Origin of the sequence: Candidatus Erwinia haradaeae (assembly GCF_900698955.1) — a bacterium.
Taxonomy (GTDB): Bacteria; Pseudomonadota; Gammaproteobacteria; order Enterobacterales; family Enterobacteriaceae; genus Erwinia_E; species Erwinia_E haradaeae_G.
Genome location: NZ_LR217720.1, coordinates 234,488 through 257,193, shown reverse-complemented (window position 1 = coordinate 257,193; position 22,706 = coordinate 234,488). Strand labels below are relative to the sequence as shown.

Genomic DNA, 22,706 nt, shown 5'->3' with positions numbered 1-22,706 from the left:
TTCGTCTTTGTGTTTTGTAAAAGAAGAATATATTAATGATAAATTCACATCATTATTTCATATAAACTATATAAATATATAAACCAATAAACTAATAAACATAAAATGGAATATATTGAAATATTTGTGTTTTCCATGTATTATCAACTAACTTATGGGTTTTTTATTATTTTGATCAGTTGAAGAAAAAACGCAATAATGCATTACATGATATAATATAGATACGGCACGTAGCGCAGATTGGTAGCGCACCGTCATGGGGTGGCGGGGGTCGGAGGTTCAAATCCTCTCGTGCCGACCAAAATATATTAGTTTTTACGCCATAATAAAAAACAAAAATACTACTTTTCTACATAAAATTCACTGTGCTAACACCGCTCTATTAAAAATCATAGAAGTAAAAATGCTAAAATATCAGCATTGCTGCTGTCCTTTCTTCTTCCTAAGATGTATAGCCTAAACAAATATAGCACATCTATACAATCTCAGAAAAATCAAAAACAGAAGATCTTTCTTTATTATGATCCATATAAATACCTAATGAGCACATACGCAATACTCCTACACCATATATAGAATGTAGTTTAGCTAAAATGATTTTTTCTAGATGATCTTTTTATCATTTTTACCTCATCCATTTTTTGATAAAACATAAACGCTCAATATTTTGTGTATTTACACCCATTAAATATTAAAAAACATAAAGAACAGTGAGAATGACTTAGTAGTTAATACTAAACATATAATTTAATTAATTGTAAGTATCAGTAACCACTATAAGTATCAATTAAAATAAAGATTATATATATACTTAATGATTGCAAGATTACATTAATATAAATGCTGTGAATGTTAATTCATATCGTACGTATAATAAAATAAAAAGATTTTTTCATACAAAACATTTTTTTAAAATACCAAAATAAAATACAAATTAATCATAAAGCATTCTTAACATTTCACCTAAAAATTATATAAACCATATTCTTCATACTAAATTTCTTAAATTTATAAACACTACGGTTCTTTCTAGAACATATTAACACATGATTAATCTCATTTTAAAATCATATCTAAATAAAATGTTCTTTGTTTTTCTCTGTGCTGCCTATATTTTTGCTAGATCTAAAATACGAACATACAGGCACGCAGTGCGCTATAAATATAAATGTATCTATACATTCTATATTTGTCGCTAAAAAATACAAATCATTACGTCCTGTGTTGTGTTGTATTAATAATAAATAACATCAATATTCTCTATTTTAACATTACTTTTATTTTTATTAAGAACCAACTCAAGAGTTCCAGTTCCAGGATAAAAAATCTGCTTAGATGCTGATGCTATATATAATTTTATGACATAAAATAAAATAGTAGTTTTCCTCTCAAAAAATATTTCTATACAACAATAAATATATACTTTATATAAATAAATATTTATATAAAGTATCACTGAGATATAAATAATATTGCATGACACACTATTATTTATAATGTTTTCTTACAAATTATTGTTATGTTTTATTCCTAAGATAACATAAAGATTCCTAAAACGACCTCGCGCTCCGCTACCCTCTCTGTACTTAATGGCTCTATATGGTATTTTTTGAAAACAAAAGATAAAAAGATAAAATTATAACCCTGTCACCATATATACTTTTAGGACGTGCAATGGATTACACTAAACATTCTATCCAAGACTCTCTGAACATAAGGAGACAACATATCCTATAATAAATTAAATACCACAAAAAACAATGATAATCATAGATTATGTATTCTAAAAATCATTTATCATCACCAATATATCGTGATTCATACAATAGAAAAAAACAAAAAATAAACATAAACGTAACATCACTAATACATACAGTACAACAATAAAAACATATTATCTAATTCTCTCATCGAGAGAAACATATATAATTCATGACAGATATGATATGTATGATGCATATATGACAATATTTAATAACTAACTATATAAATATATTATAATTATTTTAATTAATCTGTATATGCATATTGTAAAAATTTGCATAATAATGATATTGTTTTAAATATGTATCATTTTATACATGTAATACATTATCAATACAATTGATATCTTTAAAATATACGTAGCGATGTGTTTATATTACAAAAATATGTTATTATAAAATTATAAACATAATCATCCTATATTAATCTAACTATAACATATAATAATGGGTTTTATCCATGCGTCATCATACATATAAAAAAAACATAAAACACTATATGTGTTACGATAAATAACATTATACTATTACAATAGAGCGATATAATACTCATTTAATAAAAAGCAATTAGATATAAGGTATAAACAATATTACTCCATACATCTGTGATTACCCCTCTATTGATTCTCGTCCATCCACCAATACCTTAGTCCCTACGCACTCGGTAATAATAAAAACATGATGCTAATGCTTTATACAACACTGCTCTATCTACTACAGCCAGCTATCTGGCTGCATCTTTGGATTCGCGGACGAAAGTCTTCTGCTTATCGTACACGATGGGCCGAGCGATATGGATTCTGCACAGGCAAGGTAAATAAACATGGTATTTTACTCCATGCCGTTTCACTGGGTGAAACTGTAACCGCAATCCCGCTAATACGGGAACTAAATCATCGTTATCCACATTTACCAATTGTGGTAACCAATATGACACCAACTGGCTCAGCATTTGCTAAAGGTGTACTCGGTACCACTGTCTCTCATGTTTACCTACCATATGATTTACCTGGAGTCATGAAACGTTTTTTAAATACTGTCCACCCTAAATTAGTAATCATTATGGAAACAGAAATTTGGCCAAATATGATCACTTTATTACATACTCAAAAAATTCCACTAATAATAGCTAATGCACGTCTTTCAGAGAAATCCGCCAAAGGGTATCATATCTTTGGCGGGTTCATAGCAACTTTACTACAAAAAATTACCTTAATTGCCGTGCAAAATCACGAAGATGGTAAGCGTTTTCTCAAGCTAGGGGTCAAAAAGTCTCAACTTATAGTGACAGGAAACTTAAAGTTTGATATGAGTATTATGCCGGAACTGGCAGAGACTGCTATACGACTGCGCCAGCGGTGGATACAACATAAGCGACCTATATGGATTGCTGCCAGTACTCACCAAGGCGAAGAAAAGATTATCATTGAGGCGCATTGCCAACTTCTGAAAAAATTTCCAGACCTTTTATTAATTATAGCACCGCGCCACCCTGAACGCTGTAAAACTGTGTGCGACTTAATTCAAAAGAAACGCTTACAACACCTTGTGCGAAGCAGCCAAGAAACGCCTTCTTTAAGTACACAAGTAGTAATTGAAGATGCCGTCGGTGAGTTAAGATTACTATATGCTATTGCAGATATGGCATTTGTAGGTGGTAGTTTAATAGAGCGTGGGGGTCATAATCCATTAGAGCCTGCTGCTAATGCTATTCCAATTTTAATGGGCCCATATACTTTTAATTTTACAGAAATTTGTCATGATTTAAAGACAGCGTATGGCTTAATTACTGTCACTAATACCAGATCTCTGTATCAAGAAATTAGCACACTCCTTACTAACTTAGATTATCGTCTACATTGTGGCCAACAAGCCTGGTATGTCTTAAATAAGAACAAAGGCGCACTAGAGTCTCTACTGCATATACTAGAACCTTATCTTATAAAGAGCAAATATTAAATGAGTACACGACAAAAACTTTCAGTAGTCATGATTACTAAAAACTCAGAAGAATTACTCTCTGAGTGCCTTGAGTCAGTGGAATGGGCGGATGAAATCATTATATTAGATGCAAATAGCAATGACGCAACTATGACGATAGCCGCTAAGTATGGCGTAAAAATTTATCAATCTAATATATGGTCTGGCTACGGCAAGCAGAGGCAAATGGCACAAAACTATGCTAGCCATCCAATGATTTTTATGATTGATAGCGATGAACGTATTACCCCTCAATTACGAAGATCGATTGACTTTGTCCTCACACAACCGCCTGCAAAGATAGTATATAGTGTATCACGATGTAATCTCTTTCTTGGTCGATGGATGCGCCATGGCGGCTGGTATCCAGATCGTGTGATCCGTCTGTATCCACGATGTTTTCAATATAATAACAACTTAGTACATGAGTCTGTAGAATGCTTTCACGCAAAAATAAAACCACTATATGGTGATTTACTGCATTTAACCAATCAAGATTTTTGCACCTTTCAGTGGAAACAATGTACGTATGCTAAAGCCTGGGCTATGCAACACTACCAGCAGGGCAAACATTATGGTCTGTTAAATATTTTTTATCGTACGGTATGGGCCTTTATCAGGACATTATTTATTCGTGCTAGCTTTTTAGACGGTAAACAAGGATGGCTCCTCGCTGTAGTGATTTCACAATATACTTTTAATAAATACACGGCCCTCTGGGCTCTGAATTACACATCAAGACACAAAAATACATGAACAAAAAAACAATCTATCCTGGCACATTTGATCCAATAACCAATGGTCACCTCAATATAGTGACACGCGCAGCAACAATATTTCAGAATATAATTTTAGCGATTGCAGATAATCCGTCTAAAAAACCGATATTTTCTATTCAGGAGCGAGTGGTTTTAGCTACAAAAGTAGTGTGTCATCTCCAGAATGTAGTAGTAATGAGATTCAGTAACTTATTGGTTGATTTCGCTCAAGAACAAAAAGCTTTTATTATCATTCGCGGCCTACGTACAACATCTGATTGGGAGAATGAGAAACAAATAGCTGAAATGAATCATAATTTATATCCTGCACTTGAAAATGTCTTTCTTATGCCAATGGGTCAATATACATACCTTTCTTCATCCCTGATAAAAGAAATATTCCAATATGGTGGTGATGTAACACAATTTCTACCTTCTGAAGTATACCAGGCACTCAAAGCACGTCTTTAAACATACAGGACCTATGCAAATAATTTTTATCGAAATATGAAAAAGAACATTTTACATTAAAATTATAGGATACAAAATAAAGTATCTATAATCTTTCCTATATCTATAAGATATGTATTTTTTATATACAATTGTGTTACTTGCATGATGTCTATCATGATATGTAAATCATACTTACAGGTGTATCAAAGATTCTTTTTGTTAATATTTTTCATAATTAAGGTACTAAATATATGATCGATAATACTTTTATACTAAATACAGGCTATTTCTATCCATAGAGATCATAGAAGATACCTGTTATCACCAATCATGCTACGTAATCTTTGCGTTACTTTAAGTCTATTATAATATGTACTTTTATAACGCACAGGAAAATTACTATCCGTAAGCTAGGCGCTCTTCTTTTAATAAACTGACACTAATAAAAATATCGATCCTTATCATGTAGTCAACTGCATGATATTTTAATGTTTAACATTTAAACTAACATTTAACTCATTTCTATCTATTTTATAAAAAACAGGTTTATAGCCTCAAGCTATATATACTAATATTAGTAATATCAACCGCACAAAGTTCATATCTAGAAAATATTTATTTCTCACACTACATATTATAAATTATATACACTGCTTCCGCGACTTATTAATCTCAAAAAGCAGAAGGTCTAAATATGGTTGGTATGCATAAAAAGAATGTCATTGATATTTTTTATCATACTGAATAATACTTATGTTTTAACTGTCATTACATTTAATATAAGTTTTATTATATTATGGCACTCATATTACTACTTCATCATGTTTCCAATAATTATTTTATCATAAATAAATGTCCACTGTCCTATACCTATGATCTCTGAAAAGATCTAACGCAACATAGATTAATAAATTACAGTAAACGTGGCTATACGATACTGAAATCGCATATCGAAAATCATAGTTAAGCACCATTGCATAACAGACATATGTGGTGCATCAGTGATAGAATACATCAATGCTGATATACCCTAATAGCCATCAGCATCTTTTGTTTAATGTAGTGATTGGATTTTATTCATGCATATCATTATTTTAAGTTACAATAGAAAATATTCATATGATATATATCTGTCGATAATTTATTCTTTAACACTTTTACTAATAGGAATATGTAATGTCAAAGCAACATATCGGTGTTATAGGTATGGCAGTAATGGGACGCAACTTAGCTCTGAATCTTAATAATAAAGGTTACTCAGTTGCTATTTTTAATCGGTCTCACGAAAAAACAGATCATTTCCTCTTAGGAAATGCAGGAACTAATTTAGTACCATATTACACTATAAAGACATTTATTAACGCTCTTCAAAAACCACGATGTATTCTATTAATGATCAAAGCTGGCGAAGCTACTGACAAGATTATTGGCGCCCTTCTTTCATATCTGGATCATGGTGATATTATCATGGACGGTGGTAATGCTTTCTACAAAGATACTGTGCGCCGTAACTATGAACTGGCTAAAAAAGGTGTATATTTCCTTGGTGCTGGTATATCTGGCGGCGCAACAGGAGCATTACATGGACCATCTTTGATGATTGGAGGTCACGAAGAAGCGTATAAGATAGTCGCCCCCATTCTTACTAAGATCGCAGCTATCTTTCAAGGAGAAGTCTGCATAGCTCACATAGGACCAGGTGGTTCGGGTCATTATGTTAAGATGGTACATAATGGTATTGAATACAGTGATATGCAATTAATTGCTGAATCGTATTCCCTACTAAAAAACGCATTGAATGTAAATAATAAACAGTTAGCACAGATATTTCATGACTGGAATAAAGGCGAGCTAAACAGTTATTTAATAGGTATCACACAACATATTTTTAATAAAAAAGATGAAAACCATAATTATCTCTTAGATTTTATCTTAGATGAATCTACACACAAAGATACAGGAAAATGGACCAGCCAAAACGCATTAGATCTTAACGAACCACTGTCATTAATTACTGCATCTGTATTTGCTCGTTACATATCTGCATTAAAAAGCCAACGTATCAAAGCTGCTATAACTCTCTCTGGACCTCATATACATACTGTTAGTGGTAACAACATAAGTATATTTATTGAAAAGGTCCGCCAAGCGTTATACCTTGGCAAAGTAATATCTTATGCACAAGGTTTTTCACAGCTAAAAGCTGCATCAGTAAAAAATAACTGGTCTTTAAAATATGGTGAGATTGCAAAAATATTCCGAGCTGGTTGTATTATTCGCGCACAACTTCTACAAAAAATCGCCGATGCCTATTCACAAAATTCTGACATTGATAACTTAATTTTATCACCGTACTTTACAAAAATTGCTAATGAATACCACACGGCATTACGTGATGTAGTCACGTATGCAGTTATAAATGGAATTCCTACACCAGCTTTCTCTGCTGCTATTGCATATTATGATAGCTATCGTTCAGCGCAGCTTCCTGCAAACCTTATTCAAGCACAGCGAGATTACTTTGGTGCTCATACCTATAAGCGTACAGATAAAGCAGGCGTTTTTCATACTGAGTGGTAAAATACTAATGCATCATTAGAGACCCTCAGAGCTAGCTCTTAGTAAGACAGGGGGTTTCATAAGCAATATCTTTCTATATTGCTTTAATGATGAAAAATCGATGCAGACTATTTTCTGTAAAATATGATTAAATCATAGATCACAAAGAAATATCCACATACGTACAATCTTGTATCATAACATTTAAAAAACAGAGTATGTGATCCATCCTCAAAAAACATAGTAAAAGAAAAAACAAATGCGATTTACGTGCTACATAGTTTAACCATGCATATAAAGCTCAGCACAAGTATCGTAACATATTACCCATACTTTCTCTTTATGTACATAATAGGTCTCTTCGGTGATAAGGCACCTGCATAGATTTTATGTGACCTCTGAATACAATATATCTCATATTAACATCAACCATAGACTATGACATGACTGGCATAAAATGACATTAAATACATGCATGTGCTGTCATTATTGACAGCAAGCTTACCTATACATGTTTTATGATATCTTACTGTCTATGATCTCACTATATAAAAACTATCTCCATGCTTATTTGAGACCAGAGATATAAAGATAATATATATAGATGGTATTGTATTATTCTATATGCGATACCTCTGACCATCAAGGTGTGTATTGTGCACAATATGCTGGAGCATATCAGCATTTACTCTAGGATGAGGTGTAGTGCAAAAACCCATCCTGCTATACAGTATAGCAATCACATAACCACAACTTATACCTAACACTCTACTACTAATATAAAATATATAAAATCCACACAAAAACATTTAATATAGTATATGCACATAAAGATATTAAGACATTAGCAAGCATAGAAAAAACCATTAACCCCCTCATGATATATGTTTTATCTGAAGAAAAATCTGCTGTAGTAAAAGTATGACATGAATATATAATACATACTATTGTAACCAAGTGTATAATTAAGTGCGCTTCTCTCTCTAGGTACAATGTAATAACGCATAATCAGCAAATAACATTATCAAGTATTAGTCCAGTACTATCATGTAGTATCGTACACACACCCTTCTGGATACTAATCTCAATATAACTTATTATGATTACTAGGCAAGAGCCCACAAGATAAGAATAAAGCTGGGATTATAGATGGCACTTATGTAACATATGAATAATCTGCTAGATTACATGACACCTCTCTGTGGCAGAGGTAGACGAAAATGCGTATTACTTAATTTACATACCATGCCATTCTATAACTACATAAGACAACCACATAAAAATTAAAAATGAATATACATCGTTCTGTAATCATTCTATAAAAATATTAAAAAATAAACAGTACAGCAGAGAAAACGGCGTCTGCCTCTATTCATGCTACAATAAAAATTGTGTAGTAGGTTTTAGCTACTAGCATGTGCACTACTATATGCATAGTAATTTCATTTTACTCCGATTATGTAGTATGGACACACAGAAGTACTCACACAGATCTATCGGTACATAAACATAGGGATTTTTTGTTAAGAATAGGTATAACACAACATGAATCAGAGTATGTTTGTCACTAAACGCGATGGTCGAACTGAACTTATCGATCTGGATAAAATACACCGTGTGCTCCACTGGGCGGCCGAAGATTTACATAACGTCTCCGTCTCGCAAGTAGAGCTGTATTCCCATATTCAATTCTATTCAGGTATTCGTACATTTGATATTCATGAAACGATTATTAAATCAGCTGCGGATCTCATTTCAGAAAAAGCACCCGATTACCAATACATGGCTGCACGATTAGCCATTTTTCATTTACGCAAAAAAGCCTATGGAACATTTGAGCCGCCAAAACTCATTGACCAAGTCAGACGCATGGTTACGATGGGGAAATATGACCCGCATCTTTTAAGAGACTATAGCGCAACAGAATTTGAACAAATGAATAGCTTTATCGACCATTGGCGCGATATGAACTTCTCCTATGCTGCTGTAAAACAACTAGAGGGAAAATATCTAGTACAGAACCGTGTCAATGGTGAGATTTATGAAAGCGCTCAATTTTTATACATCTTAGTATCTGCCTGCCTTTTCTCTAGTTACGCAGGAAAAACCCGTCTGGATTATATAAAACGTTTCTATGATGCTATTTCCACTTTTAAAATTTCATTACCAACACCTATAATGTCCGGAGTACGCACTCCTACTCGTCAATTTAGCTCTTGTGTTCTTATTGAATGCGATGATAGCTTGAATTCCATTAATGCTACTGCAGGTGCTATTATTAAATACGTCTCGCAACGAGCCGGTATTGGTATTAACGCTGGTCGCATTCGTGCTTTAGGTAGTCCAATACGAGGTGGTGAAGCATTCCATACTGGCTGCATTCCTTTTTATAAACACTTTCAGACTGCTGTAAAATCGTGTTCTCAGGGAGGAGTCCGTGGTGGAGCTGCTACATTATTCTTCCCTATGTGGCATAGGGAAGTAGAAAGCCTATTAGTTCTAAAAAACAATCGTGGTGTAGAAGATAATAGAGTGCGCCACATAGACTATGGCGTGCAACTAAACAAATTAATGTATCAGCGCCTACTTCGCAATGAGTATATCACTCTTTTTAGCACCTCAGATGTGCCAGGTCTGTATGATGCATTTTTTGCTAACCAAGATGAGTTTGAACGTCTCTACTCTCAATATGAAAAAGATATACACATTCCAAAAAAACGTGTAAAAGCAGTTCATCTTTTTTCATTAATGATGCAAGAACGAGCCTCAACTGGTCGTATCTATATTCAAAATGTTGATCACTGTAATACACACAGCCCCTTTAATCCAATTATGGCACCAGTGCGTCAGTCCAATCTCTGCCTAGAAATCACACTTCCTACTAAACCCATGCAGGATATCAATGATGAGCATGGCGAAATCGCACTCTGCACTCTTTCTGCATTCAATCTTGGTGTCATTGAAAATCTTAATGATCTTAAAGACCTAGCAATGTTAGCGGTACGAGCGCTTGACGCGCTATTAGATTACCAGCATTATCCTATTCCAGCGGCTAAACGTGGTGCCATGGGGCGGCGTACACTTGGTATTGGGGTCATTAATTACGCGTACTACTTAGCAAAACACGGAGTACGTTATTCTGATAGCAGTGCAAATATATTAACCCATCAAGTATTTGAAGCCATTCAGTACTGGCTTTTAACAGCATCTAATGAGCTTGCAATTGAAAAGGGTGCTTGCCCGTGGTTTGCAGAAACCACTTACGCTCAAGGAATTATGCCAATTGATACCTATAAAAAAGATCTGGATACTATCTGTGATACTCCCCTATTACTTGACTGGGAAGCGTTACGCAAGTCTGTTAAAACTTACGGCCTGCGTAACTCAACACTTTCTGCTGTAATGCCAACAGAAACATCTTCCCAAATTTCTAACGCCTCTAATGGAATTGAACCACCAAGAGGACACATTAGCATCAAAGTATCGAAAGATGGCATACTCCGTCAAGTAGTACCGGAGTATGAACGTCTCAAAGATCATTATGAGCTACTATGGGATATCCCAAATAATGATGGATACCTGCAGCTTGTAGGTGTAATGCAAAAATTTATTGATCAAGCTATTTCATCGAACACACATTACGACCCCAGGCGATTTATTACCGGTAAAGTACCTATGAAACAACTTTTAAAAGATTTGCTTACTGCTTATAAATTTGGCATTAAAACGCTCTATTACCAACATACCCGTGATGGATCAGAAGCAGCACAGGAGGAGTTGATTTCAGTGCATGTGCAAGATGATGACTGCGAAAGCGGTGCCTGTAAAATGTAATTCTTGCATTATAGTGGTGGCCCACCTCCTAAGTATCATAACACTTACTCTTGTAAACGTTTAGGAATCCAAATGGCTTATCAAACCTTCTCGCAACATAAAAATAACCAATTATTAGAGCCCATGTTTTTTGGTCAACCAGTGAATATTTCAAGATTTGATCAGCAAAAATATCATCTATTTGAAAAACTCATCGAAAAACAGTTATCTTTCTTCTGGCGCCCAGAAGAAATAGATGTCTCACGTGATCGCATTGATTATCAATCATTACCTGAGCACGAAAAACATATCTTTATTAGCAACCTGAAATATCAAACACTACTAGATTCTATTCAGGGGCGCAGCCCCAATATTGCACTATTACCTTTAATATCTATTCCAGAATTAGAAACATGGGTTGAAACATGGGGCTTTTCTGAAACTATTCATTCACGTTCCTATACCCATATCATTAGAAATATTGTACATGATCCATCAGTAATATTTGATGATATTGTGACTAATACACAGATTTTATCACGTGCTAAAGATATCTCTGGATATTACGATCAACTTATTATGATGACAAATGCATGGAATCTCTTTGGTGAAGGTACTCATAAAGTCGGTAGTAATACCACCATTACTGTAAACTTGCGAACATTAAAAAAACAACTGTATCTTTGCTTGATGAGCGTTAATGCTCTAGAGGCTATACGCTTTTATGTTAGCTTTGCCTGCTCTTTTGCTTTTGCAGAACGAGAACTCATGGAAGGTAATGCTAAAATTATCAAGTTAATTGCTAGAGATGAAGCTCTGCACCTTACTGGCACTCAGTATATAATCAACCTACTACGTCATGGTTCTGACGACCCAGAAGTCGCAGAAATCGCCATAGAATGTCAACAAGAGTGTTATAATCTCTTTGTTCTTGCGGCGCAACAAGAAAAAGAGTGGGCGGAATATCTATTCCAGAGTGGGTCAATGATTGGTCTAAATAAAACTATTCTATGCCAATATATTGAACACATTACTAACATCCGCATGCATGCTGTAGGACTCGAGATGCCATTTGAAACCAGCTCTAATCCTATTCCATGGATTAACTCATGGCTGGAATCAGATAATGTGCAATCAGCACCCCAAGAAGTAGAAGTAAGTTCATACCTAGTTGGCCAAATTGATTCTGAAGTGAATATCAATGACTTTAGTGATTGTCGATTGTAGTGCCGGTACTATGCTCTATAAGTACTCTATACTTAGAATATAGATATATAGCAACATACCTACGTCTACAGGCATCTCTATTATTTACGTTTGCAGAACATAATATAAATATATCAAATGGCGGTACCACGCAGGATACTGCCGTTTCTTTTTGAAATCGTTGAATATGAGAGCTGATTAGACACCATCTGGAAAATCGTATCAACCTGATGAAAAATATAGTAAATATTTTATCTTTATGTGCACGTGTGTAACTCGATGACAATCACACTATATTGTATGTTATATATATAGAGGGTGCATATATATAGAATGATATATTTTTGTACATATGTGATATAAGACATCAGGGTAATCATCACTTGTTATCAACAACTATCATACGTTATCTTTCTACATCAACCTTCTACAGAAAAAACTTGTTAGCGCTGTGCAATGTTTATGCATCATCTTACCACTATACATATACAATACATTGTTAATACATCATGCTTAAAATTATGATTAATACACCAACCGCACCATGTGTGAATATTGTTATTGATTATTATACTTACTCATGGAAACAGAGGATCAGATAACACTACAGAAACATATGATTACTTCATGACCTAAACTTTTAATGCATTCATTTGATTAATCAAGTATCTAGTATGCAGAAGATAAACGTGCTACACTATTAATAGATGTATAATGTCTCTCTAAGAGCGCACGTGGAGAAGAAAAACCACGCATGGATAAGAGTCCTCGTCATAAAAAACAACAGACACAAAATAGAGCGAATTGAGAACATTAAGTGGTGTAATTTGAAATATATTATCTTGGACATCCGTACGCAAGAAGAGCAAGAAAAATGCCCTCTTAGTCTAGAAAACGTACTGATAAAATCATTGCCATTCTATAAACTATCTAGCCAATTTAACACTTTAGATCCAAATAAAACCTATCTACTGTATTGCGATCATGGCATAATGAGTCGACTGCAAACGCTTCTTTTGCATGAAAAAGGCTTTCAAAATGTGCAAGCTTACAACTCAAAACAAAAAATAAAAGATGATTAGATATCACCTAATGAAGACGTATAAGCTACTTTGTGTCAAAAATATCTAACATTGTTATTCGGCACAGGGTAATTATAACCAGAATCTTGATGACTACGTAAACTTCAAATCTATATTTTTATAGAAAATTACAAAAAATGCCGATTGGGACCAGCGTGCAATCGCCTGCTCAATAATCAGAAATAATTTCTAATTTTTACACGTAAGATAAAAATAGCCATCTGAATGCCATTGAAGAAAATATTTACATATCAATACTTTATGTACCACCTGGTAGGTATTTAGAATAAAATTGCAAATATTAAGCGATTCTCTCTAAAATATTCAACAAATCTTCTAATTATGTAGACTTATATAGCACATATAATACCAAGATAATTGAAAAAATTAACATGAAACAGAAAAATTATGAGCAAAATAAAATACATTGTCAGCAAAAGAAATAAGCAACTATATGATATCTCTTTTTTATTAACACCGCTCCCTTCTATGTAAAATACTGGAAGTATGAATAGGATAATCCCGTGGTAAATGTATCGAAATTTGATCCTGTTCTCTTTCAATATCTCTGTTACTATCATTAAATATTTTTGATTCACCTACTAAACGATCGCGCAATACATTTGCTCCCTGATCGATATGTCGATATAAATTCTGATAATCGCGTTCTAAATTTTCTAATAGTTTCATGCTTTTTCGCAAGTAATCACATAATTCCTCCTGATGATCTCTTAATGCTGATTGACTTTTCTGTAAGTCATAACTTTCATTGCGTGTTTTTTTAACACCTCTTGTTGTAAAGTGAATCACTACAAGCCCTGTAATAATGCCTGCAATTAATCCTACAAACCCGGATATCCACATTATCATATCTTATTCCCTGTTGTGTGTGATACGATCTAAAAATTTTAGAGATAGAAGTGCTAATTGCATGATAAGAGTGACTCGATTACCTATATCCCAATAGATCATGCTTACTTTCTCACCTAACAGCATTGTGCTGATGTCATAGTACAGTTCATAGCAAAATAAATAATAATGTTAGATCATAATGATGATAAATCATAGAGAGATCTTGATAATATATCTAATGTTAGTTTTCTTACTTCACAGTCTCAATAATTATGAAAATCCTAAAGTTCTCATAATGCTATAATGATGTTTAGTATTGTCACTACTACTATTTTCTATATTTTAGATACAATCTATTCCACTTCACATTATCTCTGTAATGTAATTCTGGATATGCCGTTAGAAAATTATGATATATGATTCTTCGCACTTAATGGACAGATGCTCTCCATCAACAAGGGAGTCTCTTGCAAATTCTGTATCGGTTTAAAATCGGCGCGATACGTCTGGCTATTAATATTTAATGTAAGTGTCCCTGAAATGGTGTCTTGGTTTGAATATGTGATATGATAAGCATATGTAAAGCACGAAGCGCTATAAATCTATGTTATTCTATTACAGAATATTACAATACACCGTGCATCTTACATCCATAATGAATCTTATTTTGATATATTAAACATACTACATTAGTTTTATATCATAATATTCTTCAAGAACATAGCAGGTTATCTTCATTTTGTTGAAGACTTATTTTTTGTTCTACCAACCTGCGCAAACAAAAAATAGGATGGTAAAAATATCTCAAAGATATTCATGTGTACTACATATCTTTTATTCATGTTTAAAAAAGCGCACAGCATCAATTTTTTAACTAAATGTTATATATCTAGCACATCTAGGCTACAACTATAAACTCCTAGTTATCGTAATATAACTCACAGAGGTTAATCTTAATAAACAACACACAACGTCACGTTTTTACACTCAAGAGATACCTTCTATAACAGAATAAATGAGCAAAAAGGTATTGTTATAGTATGATTTACCTGTATTCGTAATCTCAGTATCACCTTGACTATCTTTGCAGCAACACACGTTGCGTGACTATAAGTCATCTTATATCACAAGGATGATAATTTATATGTATATCATGATGCTGGAAATAACAAAATGTAACTTAACAAATATCACTTCTGGTACATGTTGCTACAAAAACTATCATTCAAGTAGCATTTTTAATACATTTCCCACATGATCAGACTGTTTATAGATTACAAATCCAGCACACGTACAAGTCTAAAAATATCAATATCACAGTTCTATATAACACCTACATAGCATACATGAATAGAGATATGTATATTTATCACCTATATTTAATAATTAAAATCAATGTGCAGCGCAATGATTAATTTATGAGCTACGAGATATAGTCTGATAGAAAACATTCGATTTTTATCGATGATTTCTTTATAATCATTGTAGAGCTACTTTTGTAGAATACATTAGGCCTGTAGTAAATAAATTAGGACTCAGAGTCATAGGGGTCTATGTTGTTTGCGTTACTTTCTACATATAGGTAAAAATTACTAGTCTAAGCAGACTGATAAATAAATGCTAAATACTAGCTTTAATGCTTTAAACTTTATAAATGTAAAATTTAATATGGGTATGTTTTTAGATGAAAACTTTTACAGCTAAGATAGAATCCGTCCAGCGTAATTGGTATGTTGTGGATGCTACACATAAAATCTTAGGTCGCTTAGCAACAGAGATAGCTCGTCGCTTACATGGAAAACATAAAACGACGTATACTCCACATGTGGATACTGGCGATTATATTATTGTGCTCAATGCTGAGAAAATTGCCGTCACCGGCCATAAACGTAGCGATAAATTATATTATCATTATACTGGGCATATTGGTGGTATTAAAAAATCTACTTTTGAAGAAATGATTAATCGTTCTCCTAGAAGAGTAATTGAACTTGCGGTTAAAGGTATGTTACCGAAAGGGCCGCTAGGTCGTCAGATGTACCGTAAACTTAAAGTTTATACGGGCAATAAGCACAAACATGCGGCGCAACAACCGCAAGTTCTTGACATATAATTAGGATACCAGGAAATGGTGGAGAAGACAAACTATGGCACGGGTCGTCGAAAAAGCGCTTCTGCACGTGTCTTTTTAAAAAAAGGTAGCGGTAACATCACTATCAACAAACGTTCTCTAAAAGAGTACTTTAGTCGTAAAACTGCTTGTATGGTAGTTTGTCAGCCTCTGGAACTACTAGATATAGTAAATAAGTTTGATTGGTATATCACAGTAAAAGGTGGTGGAATCTCAGGACAAGCGGGTGCAATTCGTCACGGTATCACACGAGCACTCATAGAAAGAGAGCAATCCCTACGCAGTACATTAAGGAAAGCAGGTTTTGTTACACGCGATGCTCGGCAAGTAGAGCGAAAAAAAGTCGGGTTTCGTAAGGCGCGTCGTCGTCCACAATTCTCCAAACGATAATTGACACTCTATCTGAGAAAAATAAACCCGGTCCTTAGCACTGGGTTTTTTTACACAGAATATATTACAGCAATATTGTTTAATTATCTTTCTTTTCACGTACTAAAAACCTCGCTAGATACCCTCTATGGGATAATCATTAATGGTGTATATCTGCATCTTTAATTAATAGTTTATTATATATCTTCTATTTTATCTGATACTATATATGTATAGTGGGGGCACACAAAAACTCTGTGTTTTTAACAAAATAATATAGCACCCGATAAATATTATGATTACTACATCACCGTGAAAGTATATATAACTGTTTCTGAATCACCCATAGATCAATCCCATAATCATACTCTTTTTTGACTTTGAAAACCATAGTACATTATCCACAGTACAGATTGTACTTGTGTACAGAACAATCGTCATCCAAATCACAACAGCAGAGTAGCATCATACTTGCTATAGTCGATCATGACTCTTAATTTTTAATTGACTAACACCACTTTATGATTATGAGCGGCAACTATATGAAGCATATCATAGTCTTATATACTTAGACACATAACTTCCGTGCTAAAATTTATATGAATTATTTTAGTAGACAGACACACAATAGAATTGTAATAGATGGTTATACATTAAAAAAGAATGTTATACCCTGATAGGTAATGTACAATACAGATAATTATAAGCGTTAGCACCAACACGACAACAGTGTGTGATTAAAAACTATTATCGCTCATCTCATGTATTTTCACACAAACCATGTGATATACAAACGAATACACTTTAGCCTAGCAAGCTACTTTTGATTACATCACTTGAGCATTACTTGAAGAAGAGATAGATATTGGGTTGCTATAAAGAATAGAACCATCAGAATCACTCAATGATGATATCACATATATTCAAAGTTATTCCTGTCTATATTCTTACCCATCCATAATTCGTAACATGTAAATAAAAACGCGGAGGTAATATAAAATATGAGAGATACTCAACTGACAGATCGTCGCCCGTACATAATACGCGCCTTATATGAATGGATGATTGATAACGATCTGACACCACATTTAGTTATAAATATTGACGTTCCTTCTGTTATAGTGCCTATCGAATATTCCAGTAATGGTCAAATTATTCTCAATATCGCACCAAATGCAGTAGATGGTATAGATTTTAAAAAAGAGAGAATTTCGTTCTCCACTCGCTTTCAAGGTGTTTTACAGCATATTTTATTACCCCCTGTATCAATTATAGCAATTTTTGCACGCGAAAATAGCGAGGGAATGGTATTCGAAAACCATATAGACACTGGTAATGCACATTTCCCTCCACCATTACACGAATATAAAAACGCTACAAAAAACAAAATCATTTTATCTATCATAAAAAAAGATGATACAGGTCAGCCTCAAAAAGAACAAGTCCCTCATCAAGCGGACAACAAAAAAAAATTAGAAATAAACAACAACTTTCCAGGATTACGTCTAGTATAAAAATCCTATCTGTTTGATGTAAAAATAAAATTTTATACAATATAAGTCATATCTTTATCTACATTGTGCATCTCCAGTGCTTTATTATGTCTTCTCACCATGGATTTAATATTTTTAATATAGACTAAACTAAAAAAGTATGTAATATTAAATGAAGAAAATAGAATAATATTCAGTATGTATTTTCAATATCCCAACATATTTTTGCTATAACAATCATCTATATTAATGAACTATAGTTACATCCATCACATATGCATGATATAAGTACTATATTAGAATAATATACGTATTAAATATCTTTGGATATATGTAGAAAGAAAATAAGTATAAAATACAAATATCTATATATATCCTATAAATACCTTAAGTAGTCCGATCATGAAATCTATCAGATATATCAAGTCGGCTCTAATACAACATATAGTTAAGATAATACAATTACTTCAATATCCTCGGTAATACTTACAACAATAAAAATATATGACACCATTTAATACTAAAACATTTCAGGGACTCATTTTAAGATTACAGAATTACTGGGCTCGAAGAGGGTGTAGTATTACACAATCGCTAGATATGGAGATTGGTGCAGGCACATCTCATCCCATAACTTGTCTGCATGCAATAGGCCCCGAGCCATTAGCAGTAGCGTACGTGCAACCCACCCGCCGTCCCACTGACGGGCGATATGGAGATAACCCTAATCGTTCACAGCATTATTATCAGTTCCAAGTAGTCATTAAACCCTCACCGCATGACCTCCAAAACCTCTACCTGGACTCTCTCAAAGCATTAGATATTAATCTACACATGCAAGATATACGATTTGTAGAAGATAACTGGGAAAATCCAACCATAGGTGCGTGGGGATTGGGTTGGGAGGTATGGTTGAATGGCATGGAAATCACACAAATAACTTACTTTCAACAGATTTGCGGATTAGAATGCAAACCAATTAGCGGCGAGATCACCTACGGATTAGAACGTCTAGCTATGCATCTCCAAAACGTTGATAATCTTTATAGTTTAGTGTGGAACGAAGGACCGTATGGCAAGCTCACCTACGGTGAAATCTTCCATCAAAATGAAATCGAACAATCCATGTATAATTTTGAATATGCCGACATTGATTTTCTCTTTACTTGCTTTCAAAAACACGAACAAGAAGCACAACATCTTCTTGCGCTAAAAAAACCGCTACCCCTACCGGCCTATGAACGTATTTTAAAAGCAATACATAGTTTTAATATGCTAGATGCACGTAAAGCCATTTCTAGCGCCGAACGACAACGATACATCTTACGTATTCGAACCCTTACCAAATTGGTAGCAGAAGCTTACTTCATCTCTCGACAAACACTAGGCTTCCCTCGGTGTAGAAAGGATCATACATAAACTTCAATGAATAAAAAAACTTTTCTAGTAGAAATTGGAACTGAAGAATTACCTCCTAAATCTCTTCGATTCTTAGCAGAATCCTTTGCAAAAAATTTAACTTTTGAATTACATGCAAAATGCCTAGCTCATAGAGAGGTACACTGGTTTGCTACACCTCGACGTTTAGCCCTTCTAGTATATGATCTTAGCGTAGTGCAGCCTGATCGCATAATCAAGAATCGTGGCCCAGCCACTAATATATCCTTTGATAGTCATGGTCGTCCGACTTCAGCGGCCTTACGATGGGCCTCTAGTTGCGGGATTACAATTGATCAGGCTGATCGCATGATAAATAGTAAAGGTGAATGGCTCATATACAATGCGCGTATAACTGGAGAACAAACCGAGAAACTACTACCAGAAATCGTTTCTTTATGTCTTAAAAAATTACCAGTATCAAAACAAATGCGGTGGGGTACATCAAATTTTCAATTTGTTCGTCCCGTGCATACTGTTATCCTTATGTTAGGTGATATATTAATCCCAGCTAATATTTTTGGGATTGATTCTTCCCGCACGATTAGTGGTCATCGTTTTATGGGAGAAAAAAATATCATTATTAATCATGCTGACAATTATTTGCAGATATTATCTGCAAAAGGAAAAGTAGAAGCAAACTATTTAGTGCGTAAAAAAATTATTCAAGAAAATGCCAAAGCTGTTGCTGCAAAAATTAATGGTGTAGTTCATTTAGATAAAAGACTTCTAGAAGAAGTGACAGCACTCGTAGAATGGCCCATTGTTCTCATCGCGCAATTTGAAGAAAAATTCCTGGAACTACCAACTGATGTAATAGTTCATACTATGATGGATCACCAAAAATATTTCCCTGTATATAGTTACACGGGAAAATTATTACCTTACTTTGTCTTTGTAAGTAATATTGCGTCAGAAAATCCCCAGTTAATTATCTCTGGTAATGAAAAAGTAGTGCGAGCCCGTCTAGTAGATGCTGCATTTTTTTTTAAAAATGATTGCCAACACCCATTGGAAAAAAATCTTCCCCTCTTAGAAAATGTAATATTTCAGAAAAATTTAGGCAGTCTACGTGATAAAACTATGCGTCTCCAACTCTTATCTGAATGGATTGCAAAACAAATTAATAGTAATGTGGGTCATGCAAAACGTGCAGCACTACTCTCTAAGTGTGACCTTCTAAGTCAGATGGTATTTGAATTTTCCGATATTCAAGGTGTGATGGGTATGCACTATGCACGTCTTTACGGAGAACCAGAAGAAATTGCAAGAGCTATTATGGAGCAATATTATCCACGATTTTCAGGGGACAGTCTACCTTCTCACTCCGTATCTTGTACGCTCGCAATTGCAGATAAAATGGACACCCTGGCAGGAATATTTGGTATTAATCAATACCCTACAGGAGACAAAGATCCTTTTGCACTACGTCGTTCAGCGCTAGGTGTTCTGCGTATTATGATTGAAAAAGAAATTCCATTAGACCTATACACTCTCTCAGTAACAGCAGTAGAGTTATATGGTCAGAAAATAGTTGATACTGATAAAACAGTAAGTGAAATGATCAAGTTTGTATTAGGTCGCTTATATGTATGGTACAAGGAAAGAGATTATAGTCGTGATACTATTCAAGCAGTGTTAGCATGTCGCCCGACAAAACCTCTAGATATTCATGCACGTATAAATGCAGTCAGAAATTTCCGTAATATGGAGCAAGCAACCAACCTATCTTTAGCGCACAAACGTATTACCCATATTCTTTTGCATACCACAGATGACTTAAACCAAAAAGTACATGATGATTTTTTAAAAGAAAAAGAAGAAAAAAAACTAGCAAAGAATATTGATATCATCAATCTCCACTTAAAAACACTGTTATCGCAAGGAAAATATGAAGATGGATTACTTTCCCTCACTCCTCTGAGTGAAGACATTAATAATTTTTTTAATAAAGTTCTTATCAATACCACAGATACAGCAGTGCGTATCAACCGCCTCACTTTATTATCTCAGTTAAATACCCTATTTCTGAAAATCGCTGATTTATCTCTTTTAAGATAAGAAATTATTACAGTAACTATAAATAACATACTACTGAAACATCATCCACCTGAAAAAATTACGCATAATCGTAATATACAACGAACGCTTGTACATCTTACCTTAGAAGCATCACTATAAAATCTTATGCCAAAAGAGCATATATTAATTTTCTCCAATGACAGATAGCTCATAATATTTATACACTTCGATAATATAAGGGCGTGATAAACTGATATAGAATCATGACGCCACCCTGATGTCATCCAAATTACTTCTCTAAGTCCCCCTTTAATCATAATTAACATTCTTTTATAGAAAAACCATTCAGTATAGATATTTAATTAAAAAACGACGGTCAAATATTTACCATCTACCTATATATCAGATAGGTTCGTAAAATATTAATAATTACATTCAAGACTCACTAACATTCTTATATAAGATACATCAGGATAGCATGAAAAATGGAAAAACATACATGACATGCTACTAATAACACATCAGTAAAAGCGTGATTTTTCTCAAAAGGAAAAAAGAACATCTGTTCTCATTTAAGTAATATATAATATACATAAAAACCTTCTAGTAAGAATAAACTATGACACTATTATTATCTCTCATATATACCGCTACTACACTGTAATTTACATATCTAGATGGTCTAGATTATAAACATAACCCTTATTAACTCAAGAAAAAACAAACGCTATTCTAAATGCTATCCTTCTTTGAAAACTATGTATCTTATAGTGAATTATCAATATTGC

Annotated in this window: 13 protein-coding genes and 1 tRNA gene; 13 read left to right on the top strand and 1 reads right to left on the bottom strand. The window is 33.7% G+C overall.

Annotated features, from left to right (window positions below):
• Positions 1–224 precede the first annotated feature (224 nt).
• The 8 genes from ERCILAFE3058_RS00790 to thiI all read left to right on the top strand — a co-directional run bounded on the left by ERCILAFE3058_RS00790 (position 225) and on the right by thiI (position 13,614).
• Positions 225–301, top strand: a tRNA-Pro gene (locus ERCILAFE3058_RS00790).
• A gap of 2,140 nt (positions 302–2,441) precedes the next feature.
• Positions 2,442–3,722, top strand: coding sequence for a lipid IV(A) 3-deoxy-D-manno-octulosonic acid transferase (waaA, locus tag ERCILAFE3058_RS00785; protein WP_232037570.1), 1,281 nt, complete (start codon positions 2,442–2,444; stop codon positions 3,720–3,722).
• Entirely contained in the window at positions 3,723–4,499 is a 777-nt protein-coding gene (locus tag ERCILAFE3058_RS00780) for a glycosyltransferase family 2 protein (RefSeq protein ID WP_157989592.1), read from the top strand.
• Positions 4,496–4,972, top strand: a complete 477-nt coding sequence (gene coaD / locus ERCILAFE3058_RS00775; RefSeq protein WP_157989591.1) for a pantetheine-phosphate adenylyltransferase — start codon at positions 4,496–4,498, stop codon at positions 4,970–4,972. Before ERCILAFE3058_RS00780 ends, coaD begins: the two co-directional genes overlap by 4 nt.
• A gap of 1,158 nt (positions 4,973–6,130) precedes the next feature.
• Positions 6,131–7,534: an NADP-dependent phosphogluconate dehydrogenase gene (gene gndA, locus ERCILAFE3058_RS00770; RefSeq protein WP_157989590.1), complete on the top strand. Its 1,404-nt coding sequence runs from the start codon at positions 6,131–6,133 to the stop codon at positions 7,532–7,534.
• A gap of 1,524 nt (positions 7,535–9,058) precedes the next feature.
• Entirely contained in the window at positions 9,059–11,347 is a 2,289-nt protein-coding gene (gene nrdA, locus ERCILAFE3058_RS00765; RefSeq protein ID WP_157989589.1) for a class 1a ribonucleoside-diphosphate reductase subunit alpha, read from the top strand.
• A 72-nt stretch (positions 11,348–11,419) separates the two neighbouring features.
• Positions 11,420–12,553 carry a class Ia ribonucleoside-diphosphate reductase subunit beta gene (gene nrdB / locus ERCILAFE3058_RS00760; RefSeq protein ID WP_157989588.1) on the top strand — a complete coding sequence of 378 codons (1,134 nt, stop codon included), beginning with the start codon at positions 11,420–11,422 and terminating at the stop codon, positions 12,551–12,553.
• A 686-nt stretch (positions 12,554–13,239) separates the two neighbouring features.
• Positions 13,240–13,614: a thiazole biosynthesis protein gene (gene thiI, locus ERCILAFE3058_RS00755; protein WP_157989587.1), complete on the top strand. Its 375-nt coding sequence runs from the start codon at positions 13,240–13,242 to the stop codon at positions 13,612–13,614.
• Between the two features lie 471 nt (positions 13,615–14,085).
• Here the strand turns inward: thiI and ERCILAFE3058_RS00750 are convergent, their stop codons facing one another.
• Positions 14,086–14,484, bottom strand: coding sequence for a Z-ring associated ZapG family protein (locus ERCILAFE3058_RS00750; protein ID WP_157989586.1), 399 nt, complete (start codon positions 14,482–14,484; stop codon positions 14,086–14,088).
• A gap of 1,666 nt (positions 14,485–16,150) precedes the next feature.
• On the opposite strand from ERCILAFE3058_RS00750, the gene rplM reads away from it, so the two are divergent.
• The 5 genes from rplM (at position 16,151) to glyS (ending at position 21,957) form a co-directional block, all read left to right on the top strand.
• The gene (rplM, locus tag ERCILAFE3058_RS00745; RefSeq protein ID WP_157989585.1) at positions 16,151–16,579 is read left to right on the top strand and encodes a 50S ribosomal protein L13; all 429 of its coding nucleotides are present in this window, start codon (positions 16,151–16,153) and stop codon (positions 16,577–16,579) included.
• Positions 16,580–16,594: 15 nt separating this feature from the next.
• Positions 16,595–16,987, top strand: coding sequence for a 30S ribosomal protein S9 (rpsI, locus tag ERCILAFE3058_RS00740; RefSeq protein ID WP_157989584.1), 393 nt, complete (start codon positions 16,595–16,597; stop codon positions 16,985–16,987).
• Between the two features lie 980 nt (positions 16,988–17,967).
• The gene (locus tag ERCILAFE3058_RS00735) at positions 17,968–18,480 is read left to right on the top strand and encodes a ClpXP protease specificity-enhancing factor (protein WP_157989583.1); all 513 of its coding nucleotides are present in this window, start codon (positions 17,968–17,970) and stop codon (positions 18,478–18,480) included.
• A gap of 483 nt (positions 18,481–18,963) precedes the next feature.
• Positions 18,964–19,878 (top strand): glycine--tRNA ligase subunit alpha, encoded by a 915-nt coding sequence (gene glyQ, locus ERCILAFE3058_RS00730; RefSeq protein ID WP_157989582.1) that lies wholly within the window; start codon positions 18,964–18,966, stop codon positions 19,876–19,878.
• A 6-nt stretch (positions 19,879–19,884) separates the two neighbouring features.
• The gene (glyS, locus tag ERCILAFE3058_RS00725) at positions 19,885–21,957 is read left to right on the top strand and encodes a glycine--tRNA ligase subunit beta (protein ID WP_157989581.1); all 2,073 of its coding nucleotides are present in this window, start codon (positions 19,885–19,887) and stop codon (positions 21,955–21,957) included.
• Positions 21,958–22,706: the final 749 nt, after the last annotated feature.

What these genes read in the sequence shown, in the direction of transcription:
- rpsI (WP_157989584.1), top strand. Translation starts at nt 16,595, where the DNA reads ATGGTGGAGAAGACAAACTATGGCACGGGTCGTCGAAAAAGCGCTTCT.
- ERCILAFE3058_RS00780 (WP_157989592.1), top strand. Translation starts at nt 3,723, where the DNA reads ATGAGTACACGACAAAAACTTTCAGTAGTCATGATTACTAAAAACTCA.
- waaA (WP_232037570.1), top strand. Translation starts at nt 2,442, where the DNA reads ATGATGCTAATGCTTTATACAACACTGCTCTATCTACTACAGCCAGCT.
- ERCILAFE3058_RS00750 (WP_157989586.1), bottom strand. Translation starts at nt 14,484, where the DNA reads ATGATAATGTGGATATCCGGGTTTGTAGGATTAATTGCAGGCATTATT.
- rplM (WP_157989585.1), top strand. Translation starts at nt 16,151, where the DNA reads ATGAAAACTTTTACAGCTAAGATAGAATCCGTCCAGCGTAATTGGTAT.
- nrdA (WP_157989589.1), top strand. Translation starts at nt 9,059, where the DNA reads ATGAATCAGAGTATGTTTGTCACTAAACGCGATGGTCGAACTGAACTT.
- glyS (WP_157989581.1), top strand. Translation starts at nt 19,885, where the DNA reads ATGAATAAAAAAACTTTTCTAGTAGAAATTGGAACTGAAGAATTACCT.
- nrdB (WP_157989588.1), top strand. Translation starts at nt 11,420, where the DNA reads ATGGCTTATCAAACCTTCTCGCAACATAAAAATAACCAATTATTAGAG.
- coaD (WP_157989591.1), top strand. Translation starts at nt 4,496, where the DNA reads ATGAACAAAAAAACAATCTATCCTGGCACATTTGATCCAATAACCAAT.
- ERCILAFE3058_RS00735 (WP_157989583.1), top strand. Translation starts at nt 17,968, where the DNA reads ATGAGAGATACTCAACTGACAGATCGTCGCCCGTACATAATACGCGCC.
- thiI (WP_157989587.1), top strand. Translation starts at nt 13,240, where the DNA reads ATGTATAATGTCTCTCTAAGAGCGCACGTGGAGAAGAAAAACCACGCA.
- gndA (WP_157989590.1), top strand. Translation starts at nt 6,131, where the DNA reads ATGTCAAAGCAACATATCGGTGTTATAGGTATGGCAGTAATGGGACGC.
- glyQ (WP_157989582.1), top strand. Translation starts at nt 18,964, where the DNA reads ATGACACCATTTAATACTAAAACATTTCAGGGACTCATTTTAAGATTA.